This window comes from Patescibacteria group bacterium (assembly GCA_038065255.1).
Taxonomy (GTDB): domain Bacteria; phylum Patescibacteriota; class Patescibacteriia; order JACQRZ01; family JACQRZ01; genus JBBTRI01.
In genome coordinates, this window is record JBBTRI010000002.1 from 1 (window position 1) to 12,440 (window position 12,440).

15 protein-coding genes are annotated in these 12,440 nt (G+C 44.0%); 8 read left to right on the forward strand and 7 right to left on the reverse strand.

Annotated elements, in window-relative coordinates; translation table 11 throughout:
• Positions 1–125 precede the first annotated feature (125 nt).
• Positions 126–1,109, forward strand: coding sequence for a hypothetical protein (locus tag AAB400_00875; GenBank protein ID MEK7648455.1), 984 nt, complete (start codon positions 126–128; stop codon positions 1,107–1,109).
• A 102-nt stretch (positions 1,110–1,211) separates the two neighbouring features.
• The gene (locus AAB400_00880; GenBank protein ID MEK7648456.1) at positions 1,212–1,496 is read left to right on the forward strand and encodes a hypothetical protein; all 285 of its coding nucleotides are present in this window, start codon (positions 1,212–1,214) and stop codon (positions 1,494–1,496) included.
• A 734-nt stretch (positions 1,497–2,230) separates the two neighbouring features.
• Here the strand turns inward: AAB400_00880 and AAB400_00885 are convergent.
• Together AAB400_00885 and AAB400_00890 are read right to left on the reverse strand one after the other, a co-directional pair.
• The gene (locus AAB400_00885) at positions 2,231–2,722 is read right to left on the reverse strand and encodes a hypothetical protein (GenBank protein MEK7648457.1); all 492 of its coding nucleotides are present in this window, start codon (positions 2,720–2,722) and stop codon (positions 2,231–2,233) included.
• Positions 2,723–2,737: 15 nt separating this feature from the next.
• Positions 2,738–3,010: a hypothetical protein gene (locus tag AAB400_00890; GenBank protein ID MEK7648458.1), complete on the reverse strand. Its 273-nt coding sequence runs from the start codon at positions 3,008–3,010 to the stop codon at positions 2,738–2,740.
• Between the two features lie 390 nt (positions 3,011–3,400).
• Between AAB400_00890 and AAB400_00895 the strand changes: the two genes are divergently transcribed.
• Entirely contained in the window at positions 3,401–4,150 is a 750-nt protein-coding gene (locus AAB400_00895; GenBank protein MEK7648459.1) for a helix-turn-helix domain-containing protein, read from the forward strand.
• Positions 4,151–4,171: 21 nt separating this feature from the next.
• On the opposite strand, the gene AAB400_00900 is transcribed toward AAB400_00895, so the two are convergent.
• Complete coding sequence (locus tag AAB400_00900; GenBank protein MEK7648460.1) at positions 4,172–4,969, reverse strand: hypothetical protein; 798 nt, start codon at positions 4,967–4,969, stop codon at positions 4,172–4,174.
• A 104-nt stretch (positions 4,970–5,073) separates the two neighbouring features.
• Between AAB400_00900 and AAB400_00905 the strand changes: the two genes are divergently transcribed.
• From AAB400_00905 to AAB400_00920, 4 genes are read left to right on the forward strand one after another with little or no spacing between them, the layout of a single operon-like run.
• A complete protein-coding gene (locus AAB400_00905) occupies positions 5,074–5,775 on the forward strand; it encodes a glycosyltransferase family 2 protein (GenBank protein ID MEK7648461.1) in 702 nt (233 codons plus the stop codon).
• A 14-nt stretch (positions 5,776–5,789) separates the two neighbouring features.
• The gene (locus tag AAB400_00910; GenBank protein ID MEK7648462.1) at positions 5,790–6,134 is read left to right on the forward strand and encodes a DUF2304 domain-containing protein; all 345 of its coding nucleotides are present in this window, start codon (positions 5,790–5,792) and stop codon (positions 6,132–6,134) included.
• Between the two features lie 3 nt (positions 6,135–6,137).
• Positions 6,138–7,139 (forward strand): carbohydrate kinase family protein, encoded by a 1,002-nt coding sequence (locus tag AAB400_00915; GenBank protein ID MEK7648463.1) that lies wholly within the window; start codon positions 6,138–6,140, stop codon positions 7,137–7,139.
• A gap of 10 nt (positions 7,140–7,149) precedes the next feature.
• Positions 7,150–8,085: a class II fructose-bisphosphate aldolase gene (locus tag AAB400_00920; GenBank protein ID MEK7648464.1), complete on the forward strand. Its 936-nt coding sequence runs from the start codon at positions 7,150–7,152 to the stop codon at positions 8,083–8,085.
• Between the two features lie 295 nt (positions 8,086–8,380).
• Here AAB400_00920 and AAB400_00925 read toward each other — a convergent pair whose 3' ends face one another.
• From AAB400_00925 to AAB400_00935, 3 genes are read right to left on the reverse strand one after another with little or no spacing between them, the layout of a single operon-like run.
• Positions 8,381–10,246, reverse strand: coding sequence for a VanW family protein (locus AAB400_00925; protein ID MEK7648465.1), 1,866 nt, complete (start codon positions 10,244–10,246; stop codon positions 8,381–8,383).
• Complete coding sequence (locus tag AAB400_00930; GenBank protein MEK7648466.1) at positions 10,243–10,752, reverse strand: Hsp20/alpha crystallin family protein; 510 nt, start codon at positions 10,750–10,752, stop codon at positions 10,243–10,245. The genes AAB400_00925 and AAB400_00930 overlap by 4 nt, the downstream gene beginning before the upstream one ends.
• Positions 10,753–10,787: 35 nt before the next feature.
• Complete coding sequence (locus AAB400_00935; protein ID MEK7648467.1) at positions 10,788–11,102, reverse strand: (2Fe-2S) ferredoxin domain-containing protein; 315 nt, start codon at positions 11,100–11,102, stop codon at positions 10,788–10,790.
• A gap of 74 nt (positions 11,103–11,176) precedes the next feature.
• On the opposite strand from AAB400_00935, the gene AAB400_00940 reads away from it, so the two are divergent.
• Complete coding sequence (locus AAB400_00940) at positions 11,177–11,926, forward strand: hypothetical protein (GenBank protein ID MEK7648468.1); 750 nt, start codon at positions 11,177–11,179, stop codon at positions 11,924–11,926.
• Between the two features lie 124 nt (positions 11,927–12,050).
• On the opposite strand, the gene AAB400_00945 is transcribed toward AAB400_00940, so the two are convergent.
• Positions 12,051–12,440 (reverse strand): M20/M25/M40 family metallo-hydrolase (locus AAB400_00945; GenBank protein MEK7648469.1); only part of this gene is annotated, 390 nt, incomplete at its 5' end.

A 12,440-nucleotide genomic window follows, 5' to 3' on the forward strand; every position in this document is an offset into this window, starting at 1 on the left:
GCTCCAGATGATTTTATAGCAAAAGCAGAGGTGAAATATCCTCTGTTTTTGTATTGCAAAAGTGGGGCAAGGGAGTAATCTAAATTTGAAGACTAGTCGACAGAAGGAGAGATCATATATTTTTTATGGAAACAAAAGAACAACGAAAGATGGGAGAGAGTCCTCTGCCATTGCCATCAAATCATCCTCCTTGCGGGGAGCAGTATTTACCTTTAGTATCAGAAAAAATGGTTCAGACAATGGAAACCGAGTCGTCAACAAAGAGATTAATTGATAAGTATCGGTCTTTTTCTCCCGAGAAGACGATAGCAATATATCATGGGACGAAAGGTAATGACATTGGTGTTGCTGAAGCAATAGTGCGCTCTCCAGATCACGCTGTCATACAAAATTCCAACTGCTTTGCACTTACTCCCGCAGGTGTGTTTTGGAACAAAGAGGGCATAATATGTCATGTTCCCCGTGGCGAAATAGCCTTTCCAGGTGAAAGTACAGTAGGTAAGAAATTTGGGGTTGATGAACACTTTATTGTCGGTAAATTGAAAGATGAAAGTACGCCAATTTCTCTTATCGAATATGAGGGGAGAATTGCCATCACGGAAGGAGCTGACTTATCACCCGAATCAAAAGAACGGTTGATCCAGTTAAATAAGTGGCTTGAGATGGCTTATCGTCAACTTCATCCCATAAAAAGAGAAATAATAAGTGTTGCGGATGGAATTCAGATGGATAGAGGGAATCAAAGCCCAATGGCAGAGAATATTTTGCATTTTAAGGCAGAAGTATTGAGTATTGTAGAAAAAATTGATTTCAGTAGAACGTCAGATATCGCACTGGCGATTGAATCTCTAGAAAAACTCAAATTAGAACATCATGAGATCGAAAAGAGGGCGACTCAAGATCCTGAAGAGGAATCAATAAAAATTAAGAACAAAGAAAATACACTCCATACTTTAGTCGAGGACGTGTCAAAGTTACAAAGCGAATCCCATGCACTCGTTAGTGAAGTTAAAAAATATTTAAAAATAAAGGAAGGAATGAAGAATAACATTCTTTTTCGGTTGGGTAAGCTACTAAGTGGGTACAATCTTAATCACTCTGGGGAGTAGCTTGAAAAAAATATTGATATTTTTGTACAAAAGTGTAAGGATGTCGCAAATCATTCCTCTAATCTAGTACCATCTTGGTTGACCTCCGAGACTATAGAAAATATGGAGAAAGAGGATCGCGAATTTAAGTTTACTAACGTCGATGCAGTTCCTAAATTGTTCGAGCGGCATGTTCAGAAAATAAAGAGTAGTATTGAAGGAGAGAAGGGGGTAGTTGAAGAGAAGAGAAAAGATATTCAAGATTCTTCTTTGGAAAATAAGCTTACGCAAATCACTATTAATAAGCTTTTTACTCTCCTTCGAGAGTATCAGAGCAAAATGCAAATACTTGAGAGCAAACTCCAATCAAGCGAGCCCTTAACACGACCTGAAATAGATAAATCTTAACGTCGTGTTGCGCTATACTGCAGCCACTCCACTTTCTGATAAAACGGGCACATAAAACCTCTCCCCAACCACCCAAGAGGTCTTAACGTCATCTACTAACCCGCTCCAAAAGCACTCATCGCAAGATCGGTGTTTTTGTTTTGGTAAATTTTCAGTAAGAAAAAGAACCCACCTATTGCGATGGATTCTGTACGGGAATCCTTTGTGCCGGATTGCCTTGGCAATGGCATTAATATCCGCGCAGTGTCAGTGCGGTGACATGCACCTCATGTCCCGCTACTACGAAATGGTATTCCACTTCGACAGTACTTGATTGGCATTCTTTTTTGCGCTCCAGCGAGCCACCTTTTTCTTTGATGGTTCGTATGGCACTCCCTTCTGGCTGTGGGCGAATTTTGTCTGACAGTCGGTGCGCTTAGCAATTCCGCACTCTCTGTTATGATGTCGCGGAAGGCGGGGACGCTGAGCGCTTTGATGGGATCAACTCCTTCCGCAACAATTCCCCCTTTCCCCAGTGGGGTGCACTTGATGCCTACCTCTTGGAGGCATTCGAGGACGAGCGCTATACCGGATGTTTTGCTTTCATCCATTCCTTTTCTCCTCATCAAAGCACTGGATGGTGCCGATCGTTTGTATAGCAGTGAAGACACGCGCGCCCTTTTATCTGGATTCAACATTGCATCCTCCTTTATCCTTTTATGGTTGCCGGTGAAGTATCAGATGTTTCTGGAGTTTTAAGATTCGCGGGACACGAGGTGGACATGGGAATAGCCGTGAATTTTCATGCGTGGAAGTCTAATGTATACCGGCTCTTCGAGTGATCGCGGAAATATATTCCACCACTGATTTTGCGGCATCATGAGAATATAATTCCCGCTTGTATCCTCCCAGTCCGGGAACGCTAGATGGACACCCGGGTTCAGGTATATGGCATTACCGTATTTATCCTTCCAGTCCTCTGAGTTGGGCCACTCCTGGTGCCAGATAATCCCACCTTCACCTTTTGAATACGCGAAGCCCCCGCGATAATCTTTTGGAATTTCGCGGTAATGCTTGTAGATGTGTTCGCCATCCTCCTTGTCCATTGCTGCCCCTATCTCTAATCCTAGCGTTCGCACATCCCTCCAGTAGATTTCAACATCGTTTTCTTCTTGTACGACAGGATGAATTCGGTATGTCCGACCTCCGACCGTGAATGTGGCCGGGATGACACACGTGTCCGACATAATCTCCTCCTCAATCTATTTTGTGTGCGCTTCCTGTTCCAGAATATGCTTCCGAAACCATAGTTCCAATTCAGGCCATGGAGTAGCAATGATTTCTCCATGGTACGCCGGCGGGGCCCAGATTTCTCTGGCAACAGCAGTGCACTCTTTCATTTTTAGGCGGTGCCCCAGGTGCTCACCGTAAGATATGCAGCAACGAGCGCTTTCGTTAAGACCAAACTCACGTGCTCTCTCTAGACATTCTTGAGGAAGATCGAATCGCTCGATGATTGCAGTGAGGTCGACCATGGATTCGCAACCTCCCCGTGGCCCCAACAGCACGGTGTCGTGTACGAGGAAGCCATGCAGCCTAAGCAAGATGTTGTTGTGGGCAATTGCCTCGGGCATGTCCTGAGCAAAATAGAGTCTTCGCACCCCGTCAATATCCTGGACAGTCACCTGACGAAGCGTCAGGTCCTCTTGCCTCCACAACTCAGGGAACTCACGCGGGCATGGTTGAAACGTCACTTTACTGCGGTCGAATTCGATTGGTGTTGTCTTCTTGTCAATGAACACATGACAAACTATACAAAGAGTAAAAAATAGTGTAAAATATAATTAAGTATATGTATCACTAAAACAATAATACTTATTAATATAAGATAAAATGGCAAATACTTCGTCAATAATAATTGACATATGAAAAGTAATCTATTACAATGGCTGATTTCCACCGGTCTTGATGAACAACGCGCCTCACTTTATTTGGCCGCATTATCAAAAGGAGAGACTACCGCCGGGGAGCTCGCTCAGGATATTTCGGTTGGACGAACGGCAGTGTATGACAATCTTCGAGTATTGGAAGAGCGGGGATATGTGAGTGTCATTCGAAAAGGCAAACGAAAAGTCTTTATACCAACCCACCCCAAAGAGCTTTACAAGAAATTCGACGGTCAGCGCCATCAACTCAAGGATTTACTTCCTGATTTTCTTGCGCTCTACTCCGAAAAAGGATTGCAGCCCTTTGTTCAACTTTTTCAAGGTCCCTATGCGGCTCGGGAAGTATACGAGGATATTCTCGCTACAACAAAAGAGCGGTACTCATATTTTTCACCTTCGCAGCTCACTCTCCAGGTCGTTGATCGAGCATACATCGAGGATTGGGTGGGGCGCCGCGTGAAAAAGTGCATTCAGAGCCGCTCGCTTCGTGTTAAGACGCAGGATGTTCTTAATGAACCCCTGTTTAATAAGGAAGCAAATTATTTGCGGCAGATTCGATATCTGCCATCATATGTTGACCTGAAAGCATCAATCTATATTTATGAAAAAAATATCGGTGTTATATCGTCAATAAAAGAAGGAACATCGTTTATCATTCATTCACAGGATCTTTCATTTAGCTTTCTTCAAATTTTTGAATTCCTGTGGAGTATTAGCATGAAGTCATAGAAAGTCATAAAAAAACCGCCCTTAGAGGACGGATGGTGTTGATGGGGTTGCAACTTCGTATGATAGTAACTCCCCTGAGAGTGGCAATCCAACGTATTGCATGTTGGGCCACTTATAGTACTGATGGCTCTTTGACGCATCGAGCATTCCAAATACTACTTCAAAATCATTCGTAGCAATATCGAATCCAAGTGTCATCCCGCTTATAACACGATTTTTGTTGATTTTCACTAATAGTCCAAATGCTAGAGCATCTTTAGTGAAGGCAGTATAGATTTTTGAAGGACTCCCTGGAAAATCAACAGTGCCATCAGTAAGTGGATGAGTGCCGCCAAGGGTAGTACCTCCGCGTATGGTACCATCTCTCACTGTACAACATTGTTCTACCTGACGAAGATACCAAAATCTTGTATCGATAATAAGTTCGTCCGGCATTGTACCCTTTTTTGTAAACCGAAGACTATCGAGATAGCCATAATTTGATTGCACTGTTGCGGCAAATGCTAAGTTCCAGTCAGCAGTATTGCTGATCGTAGCAATATTACTCGAGCGAGTTGCAAGCGATACGATCTGTGGTTTATAGTTAATCACAAAATCTGGCAGGGGAGTAAGATTACTTTTGGTTGCATCAGGTGATTGTTGTGCATCTGGAGTCTGTCGAAGCGGTTGGATGTTTGGAACTGTGGAGATAGTCGGGCTGGGCACGATAATTGAGTTACTCACGCGCGGGAGTGGTGCTGTGCATGCAGCAACAAATACTCCTACAGAAAATCCAAAAATCTGTCTAGCGATACATCGTAGAGATTTTAATGTACTCATGATGCCTTTATAGCATATTTTTACATTTTTGTCAATGCGGCCTATATCGGACTTCTGTATGTATTCTTGATTAGTTTCTATCTATTCACTAAGATAGAAGCACTATGCAGACACCCAGTACATGGGCGGTAATACCCGCCTATAATGAAGAAAAAATGATTGGTAGTGTTATAGAGCGCCTTCTGCCGGCAGTTTCGAATATTGTTGTTGTGGACGATTGCTCTCGCGATGCAACACGCGAGATAGCTGAACGTGCGGGAGCTATTGCTCTACGGCATCGGCTTAATCGCGGACAGGGAGCATCGCTTCAGACAGGAATGACCTATGCATTGATGCATGGCGCAGATATTATTATCCATTTCGATGCAGACGGACAGCACTGTGTTGAAGATATCCCCTCACTTCTCGGCCCCCTCAGGGCAGGAGTATGCGATGTTGTGTTGGGTTCGCGTTTCTTGCGTTTCGATACTCAGCAGTCTATTCCTATAACGCGAAAACTTCTATTGCAGGGAGGTATTTTATTTACTACTCTTTTTTCCGGTATTCGACTTACCGATACGCACAATGGTCTGCGTGCATTTTCACGAAGCGCTGCTCTGCGCATACGCATTACGGAAAATAAAATGGCACATGCTTCAGAAATTCTTCATGAAATTGTCCGCCTAAAACTGCGCACCGTTGAGATACCCGTTACGATTCGGTATACGGCATACTCATTGGAGCACACAAAGGCGCGCGGCGATTCTCAACTGCGAAGAACATTTGATATTGTACGTCGACTTATTTGGAGCAAACTTCTTTCATAACACCCATCGAATCTATGAATTTTCAGCTCATCCAACTCCTTGTTACGCTTGTTAGCGGATTTGTTATTCTCAAAACAGTCAATAAATTTCGAAAGAAAGAAATTCCCTTAACGCTTTGTGTACTGTGGTCTTTGTTTTGGATTCTTGGTATCATAGTAGTGTGGCAGCCGACACTAGCAGATACTATTGCTTCTGTATTGCAAGTCGGAAGAGGGACTGATGCAATTCTATATCTTTCACTTGTCGCACTTTTCTATCTCATTTTCAAAATATTTGTTCGGTTCGAAAAACTAGACAAAGACCTCACGGCGCTCGTGCGGGAAGTAGCCATTTTAGAACGAAAGAAATCCAAAGATTAACCTATGACGGCAATGAAAAAAAAATCTTCATATAAATACGATATCATTTCAATAGGCGACGCAACTCTGAATTCGTTTCTAAAGCTTGACGATGCATCGTTGCTCTGCTCGTCCGACCACGACCACTGCTGGCTCTGTCTTTCGTATGCGGATAAGATTCCTGTCAAAGAAATGCGGTTTACCGTTGGCGGCAATGCGTGTAATAATGCTGTCGGCTCAGCGCGACTTGGGCTTAAAACTGCTTTTTATTCAGTTATTGGAGATGATGATAACGGCAAGCGAATTCTCAAAGATATACGGGATGAGGGCGTATCGCCAGAATATCTTATCATCCAAAAACGGAGTACAAGCAATTATGCTGTTGTTCTTAACTTCCATACTGAACGGACAATTTTAGGATACCATCATCCGCGATCATATACCTTGCCGAAATTTGCGCGGGCGAAGTGGATATATCTCACATCGATGGGAAAGGGTTTTGAAAAAATACATACGCAGTTATTGTTACAACTTCGATTGAACGGAACACAGCTCGCTTTTAATCCCGGAACGCTTCAGCTTCGGGCAGGAATACAAAAACTCAAACACGTCCTTAAGCTTTGTTCAGTGTTGATAGTAAATAAAGAAGAAGCAGGTAGGCTTCTCGGCAAAGAATTAGGATCTGATTTAACAAGCGGATTAAAAGATCTCCATGCCGCCGGTCCTGAAATTGTTGTTATTACTGACGGGCCTAAAGGAGCATACGGTTTTAATGGGCATGAGCATTTTTATACCAAACCACTTCCCTCTCGCGTACTTGAACGCACAGGTGCGGGCGATGCGTTTTCAACAGGACTGCTAGCTGCGTTTTGTCATGGTAAGCCGCTTTCAGATGCACTACTCTGGGGAGCTGCAAACTCAGCTTCTGTTATCGAGCATGTTGGCCCACAAAAGGGACTTCTAACAAAGTCCCAACTTGAGAAACGAATTCGTACATGCAAGGGTAAATGTACGACGATTGGATAATAGAACCTGTATGCTTGTCTCATCACGTTCACTTCTGTTAAAGGCACAAAAAGGCGGCTATGCGATAGGGGCGTTTAATATTGATAATCTCGAAATGGTGCAGGCAGTCGTGCGGGCCGCAATCAACAAACAATCTCCGGCAATTATTGCAACGAGCGAAAGCTCCATAGCCTACGCTGGCGGTCCTGCAGTGCTTAAGGCGCTTGTTAGCATAGTTACACAGGGCAGAATTCCTTTTGTACTTCATCTTGATCACGGGAAAGACATAGCTTTAATTAAACAGTGCATCGACATTGGATGGACATCTGTAATGTATGACGGTTCACTTTTGCCCTATGATCAAAATATAAAAAATACCCAAGAAGTGGTCGCCTATGCTCATAAACACCACGTTTCCGTTGAAGCTGAATTAGGTGCTCTGAAAGTGCAAGAAGATGGAGAAACTGGCGCAGAGCAACATTTTACAGATCCCGATCAAGCAGATGTATTTGTGCGTACTACCGGGGTGGACTCCCTTGCTATAGCTATTGGAACATCACATGGTGCGTTCAAAGCAAAAGGAGATGTAAGACTCGATTATAGTCGGCTGAAAAAAATTCAGCAGAGGGTTCGAGTGCCGCTTGTTCTTCATGGGGCAAGTACACTGTCACGTTCATTACAAAAAAAAATGCATAAAAATTGTGAAGATTTGAACGACTGTCTTCGTCTTGAGGGGGCGCATGGCATACGTCCTTCAGCGATACGGAAATGCATTTCTCTTGGCATTGCAAAGGTGAATGTCGGTACGGATTTGAGGGCGTCATTTGTTGCCGGAATACGGGAGTCTATTATTGAACACCCTACCAGCTATGATGAACGCGATTTCTTCAAAGATGCACGCAATTTGATTCAAAAGACAATCGAAGAACGCATGGTCTTACTCTCAAGTGCAGGGAAGGCAAAATAACAGTATAATCATAGTATTTTTTGACTCTTCGACAGAAGAGAGAAGTGAGCAATAAAATTGTTCAACCAGACTCTTGACAGAATAAAAAGTCTGTGGTAGGATTGGCACTATAGAGCAAGGAGGGCTTCGTACTGTTCACCTGGAGACACGACAAGCATGGGGATGTACGTTTCGTTTAGAGGGCTTCTCGCTTACTGAACCGATGCGTGCGTTTTCTTGTCTCCAGATGATTGGTACAAAACATACAAAACTACCCACTGTTAGGGGGTAGTTTTTAGTTTATGTGCTTGAAGTATTATTCAGGCACACTCTGTTGTTCTGACGTAGGTTCGGAAACAGACTGAGGATTCTCGGGTTCTTTTGCTTTTCCTACGTAGCATACTGCAGGCCAGACTATGTAGTGGCTTTTGAATGTTTCTTTTTTCACCTCTCCGGACGGATAGGTAACACGGCGCTCAAAAAATGCATCAGCGCCCGCATGCGCCTTTTCGGTGCATTTTTTCTTTCCAGGTTCAAGCTCGGTTGTTTCGATTATTTTTGTATCAGGAGGCTTTCGAATATTGTATACTGTCGGCTTATCCACTTCACTTATGCGCCCATCTTTTGTTCCCCAGAGAGTTATGGAAATTTTTGTTCCTTTTATTGATGTTTGTATTAATAGAGGGGTTGCCATGTCGTTGCGGAATTTAAAATCCGGCGCAGGAGAGTAGATTGTTGCGTCAAATCCTACGGGAGGTTCATAGTATCCTACGCGGTATGAATGGTTACGTCGCTGGATAATGGGCAGCCCTGCGTAGGAAACGGCGCGAAAGAGTGTTGTAGACACCTGGCAGAGCCCGCCACCATATTCGGGCTTAGTCACATTTCCTTTGATAACGAGTTCGGGAAGGAAACCGGTTGTCTCATCAATTGGATCCAGGTAGGAAAGCAGTGAAAACTCCTCCTGTGGTTGAATAAGTATGCCATTAATTCGTGATGCGCCATTTGCTATGTTTTTCCTTCGGTTTGTTGGGCTTCCTTTGAAATTTGTTTCTGCATACCCGACAACTTCTTTGATTGAGTCTTGGTTGGGGATGGAAAGAAGGGCTGATGGGTGATGGTTAACCGGCAGCATAATTTCATTACTCACGTTTTCCAGCAAAGCAGCTTGAATGAGATTGACACTCTCTTCGACTGCAAGCTTTTGTCCATCCTGGGGTTGTGTTATAATGACTATTTTTCCTTCTTGCAGTTCAAATCGCGGATCCTTACTTTCTGTAAAGATCGCAGGAGCAATAGTAGACTCAAGGTAGGCTTTAATGCTATCAGTGCGGACGCTCAGAGCGGGTTGTTTTGCGTTGGAAAGAGTAATAGTAATCCATGAAGCGACTTTTGAAGCATGCACTTTCCATACATGTGTATCATCGGTTTTGAGTGTGATCTCGCGTACAAGAGCCTGTGCATCTATAACCATTTTCTCGATGTCCGAAGCTCGAAGCGGTGGTGCCTGTTCAATAGTGTGAAGGGTAATGGTTGGAGCTAGGCCTTGTTGGAGGCCGCTCTGCAGCTGATTAGCTGCGTCGTTACTATCAAATACAATACCAGACTGTTCTGGTTGAGTAGTAAATGTTTTAGATTGTTTATTGTAAATAAGGTCGGCAGGTAGTGCAGGATGCTGCTTGCCGGGAAACGCCTGTTCGAGCATTGCATTGAGCACCTCATGGTTCACTGAAACGGCTATTGATATGTGTTGTTTGGCAACTATCAGCTTGGCGCGCAGAAAGGCATTTTCAATGAGTGAATCTGAATGTCCTGTCGAAAAAACATCTTCAATTGTCTTTTCATAGTCATAGGAAAAAAGGCGATCCTGTGTTTGAATGGGAATGTCTGTGTCAAGAGGAGCTTGCTCGCGCAAAAGAGATGTTGTTCCATCGAACAGCACCGCCACACCTTGATCTACTCTTGTTTGATAGCTGTGTTCAAGAAGATCACGAAGCTCTTCGCCATTCATGCCGCCTATGTCAAAATCACCGACCTGTATGCCATGGGCAACCTGTGTGTTATTTGAAGCAAGTGTTTTCGCGATACTATAAAAATACGGCACGGAGCCGATAAGAAGGAGGAGAGCAATGCTTCCAATGAGGAGCCTTGTGGAAAAAAATGAGTGTAGTGATTGTTTCATGCCGGTGCCTTCTCGTCCTCGTCATCTTCCCAGTAGGGAGATTCATCGTCTTCAATTTCCGGGAGCTGTTCATCTTGCATACTGTCTTCCATAAGTGGGATTGCATGTTCTTGTTCGCACTTGGGTAAGACAATAGTGACAACACCATTCTTGAAGGTTGCCTGGATTGCGTCGGTTTGAACAGGAAGGGGAATAATAATCGATCGGCTAAAACTTCCCCAGTAGCATTCTCGCAGCAAATATTGGTCGTCATAGAGTTCTTCACAGTCATTTCGTACACCGCGAATGGTGAGCATGTCGTTGTGGAGAGAAATCTCTAGTTGGTCGGGTTCAATGCCTGCAACAAGCGAGCGTACAACAATGGCATCGGTGCGCTCGTACATATCAATAAGGAGCTGCCCTTCTTCAAAGAGATTCCATTCGGATTGTTTGGATGGTTGCGGAGAAGAGGGTTTTTGAGGAGGAGCGCTTTGCGGTTTTTTTTGGAAAAGCGTGAGAAGCGGCATAGTACTTAGTAGTGTAAAACTATTTCTCAATCGCGTCAAAGCAAGCCGTCATCGGAGAGTATGCGGTCAAGATCCTTGGATGCCTGCATATCTTTTTTGTGCGCTTCGGCAAGAGCTTGCGAGGGATTATCCAAAAAAGCTTTTTGAAGCGTATCCGGCGATAAATCACTGATCGCTTGGTCGTCTATGACAATCGTGCAGCTATGCTCGCAGCGGCCGCAGCATTCACGTTCTTGAATCTTTATACTTTTGAATGTATTGCATTGTTCAAGTATTTTTTTGATGCGTGATGCCCCCTTGGGACCGCACGATTTGCCATGGCAAACGGCAATGTTCTTGAAATTCGACATAGTATATATGGAGCCTACCACGCTTGACAACAAAGGAAAAGATACTTAGGGTAGAACTATGTACATTACCACCAATGAGTCAACAGCATAAGGCCGGCAACGACCAGCTTCTGGTCATGCTCAAAGCCACTCTCGATGGAATAGATGAGACAAAACGAAAGCATGAAGGCGAGTTATTAACCGCTCGTAAGGAGCAAGATGCTGCTAAAGCGGAGATTAGACAGCTTGGCGGATCTGCACCTGTGCCAACGAAAACTCTATTCGGATTCAAAAATCCCTTTGGGCAGATTAGTATCGGGAAAATCGCCGACCTTCAGGCAGATGTATCGCAACGCACATCACGAATCGAAATGTTACGCCACCTTATACAGGATTGCGATAATGCCAAAGAAAAGGCGATAGACGACCATCTTCTTGCAACAGACGAACATTACCGGGTCGATAGTATGAGGTGGAGTTCTGTTGTACGCTTTAAGCACAGCCTTGAACTCTATATCAAAGCGGTAGATAAGGCAGTCGGACACGTTGAAGGTGTTCGGCAGGGTGAAAAAGGTCGGGCGGAAAGCGGGTTGCACACTCGCAGCAGCCAAGAGCTACTTGAACATTCTGAATACATCAAAGCTATAGATCTGATCAAAGAAGGTGTTGATGGTTTTGGAAAAGAAGTCGAAGATATGGTCCAGCACTTTGGAGATAAGGTGTCATGCTCTATCACCATCACCTACCATGGAACCATGACATTCGACATCTACAAATATCCCGAGCATCTGAGCCTCTATGTAATCGAATCACTTGAGGGAGCGCTTGACAAATGGAAGGTTTGAAACGCGCAATCAAGGCAGTATTCCTCCATGCTGAAACACTCTACAACATAACCCTTGCGGAGCGAAATAAATATTACAATCGTCTCAAAAAATCACTCCCAACTTAGAGCCGTTAACCAGCGGCTTATTTTTTTGCCACATGGGACACCCATTGTTTCAATACTTGATAGTAATGTTCAAGATCTTCAAGGTCAATCCATTCAGAATCACAGTGATAATCTCCGCCGGTTGGGTTAATAAGGAGAACGGGAATTTCTTTTTGAGCAAAGTAACGCGCATCAGATGAGCCGTGTGAGACCGTTGTTCCTACAGAAATGTCATACAGGTCGTGTGCAAGTTTTTTAAAAAGTTGGAAGGCGTGGTGTGTGCAATCATTTCCATACGGAAAACCGGTAATTAGTTCTTTTACGTCGATTCTATCATGCTTTGCAATAGTAGCTCGTAGAGCATCTCTGATAGCGGATTCATCTTCTGTAAAACAGCGTATATCAACGGTGGTGCTTGCCGAAGCCGG

Coding starts and splice junctions, on each gene's coding strand:
- AAB400_00875 (MEK7648455.1), top strand. CDS start 126: ATGGAAACAAAAGAACAACGAAAGATGGGAGAGAGTCCTCTGCCATTG.
- AAB400_00880 (MEK7648456.1), top strand. CDS start 1,212: ATGGAGAAAGAGGATCGCGAATTTAAGTTTACTAACGTCGATGCAGTT.
- AAB400_00885 (MEK7648457.1), bottom strand. CDS start 2,722: ATGTCGGACACGTGTGTCATCCCGGCCACATTCACGGTCGGAGGTCGG.
- AAB400_00890 (MEK7648458.1), bottom strand. CDS start 3,010: ATGGTCGACCTCACTGCAATCATCGAGCGATTCGATCTTCCTCAAGAA.
- AAB400_00895 (MEK7648459.1), top strand. CDS start 3,401: ATGAAAAGTAATCTATTACAATGGCTGATTTCCACCGGTCTTGATGAA.
- AAB400_00900 (MEK7648460.1), bottom strand. CDS start 4,969: ATGAGTACATTAAAATCTCTACGATGTATCGCTAGACAGATTTTTGGA.
- AAB400_00905 (MEK7648461.1), top strand. CDS start 5,074: ATGCAGACACCCAGTACATGGGCGGTAATACCCGCCTATAATGAAGAA.
- AAB400_00910 (MEK7648462.1), top strand. CDS start 5,790: ATGAATTTTCAGCTCATCCAACTCCTTGTTACGCTTGTTAGCGGATTT.
- AAB400_00915 (MEK7648463.1), top strand. CDS start 6,138: ATGACGGCAATGAAAAAAAAATCTTCATATAAATACGATATCATTTCA.
- AAB400_00920 (MEK7648464.1), top strand. CDS start 7,150: ATGCTTGTCTCATCACGTTCACTTCTGTTAAAGGCACAAAAAGGCGGC.
- AAB400_00925 (MEK7648465.1), bottom strand. CDS start 10,246: ATGAAACAATCACTACACTCATTTTTTTCCACAAGGCTCCTCATTGGA.
- AAB400_00930 (MEK7648466.1), bottom strand. CDS start 10,752: ATGCCGCTTCTCACGCTTTTCCAAAAAAAACCGCAAAGCGCTCCTCCT.
- AAB400_00935 (MEK7648467.1), bottom strand. CDS start 11,102: ATGTCGAATTTCAAGAACATTGCCGTTTGCCATGGCAAATCGTGCGGT.
- AAB400_00940 (MEK7648468.1), top strand. CDS start 11,177: ATGAGTCAACAGCATAAGGCCGGCAACGACCAGCTTCTGGTCATGCTC.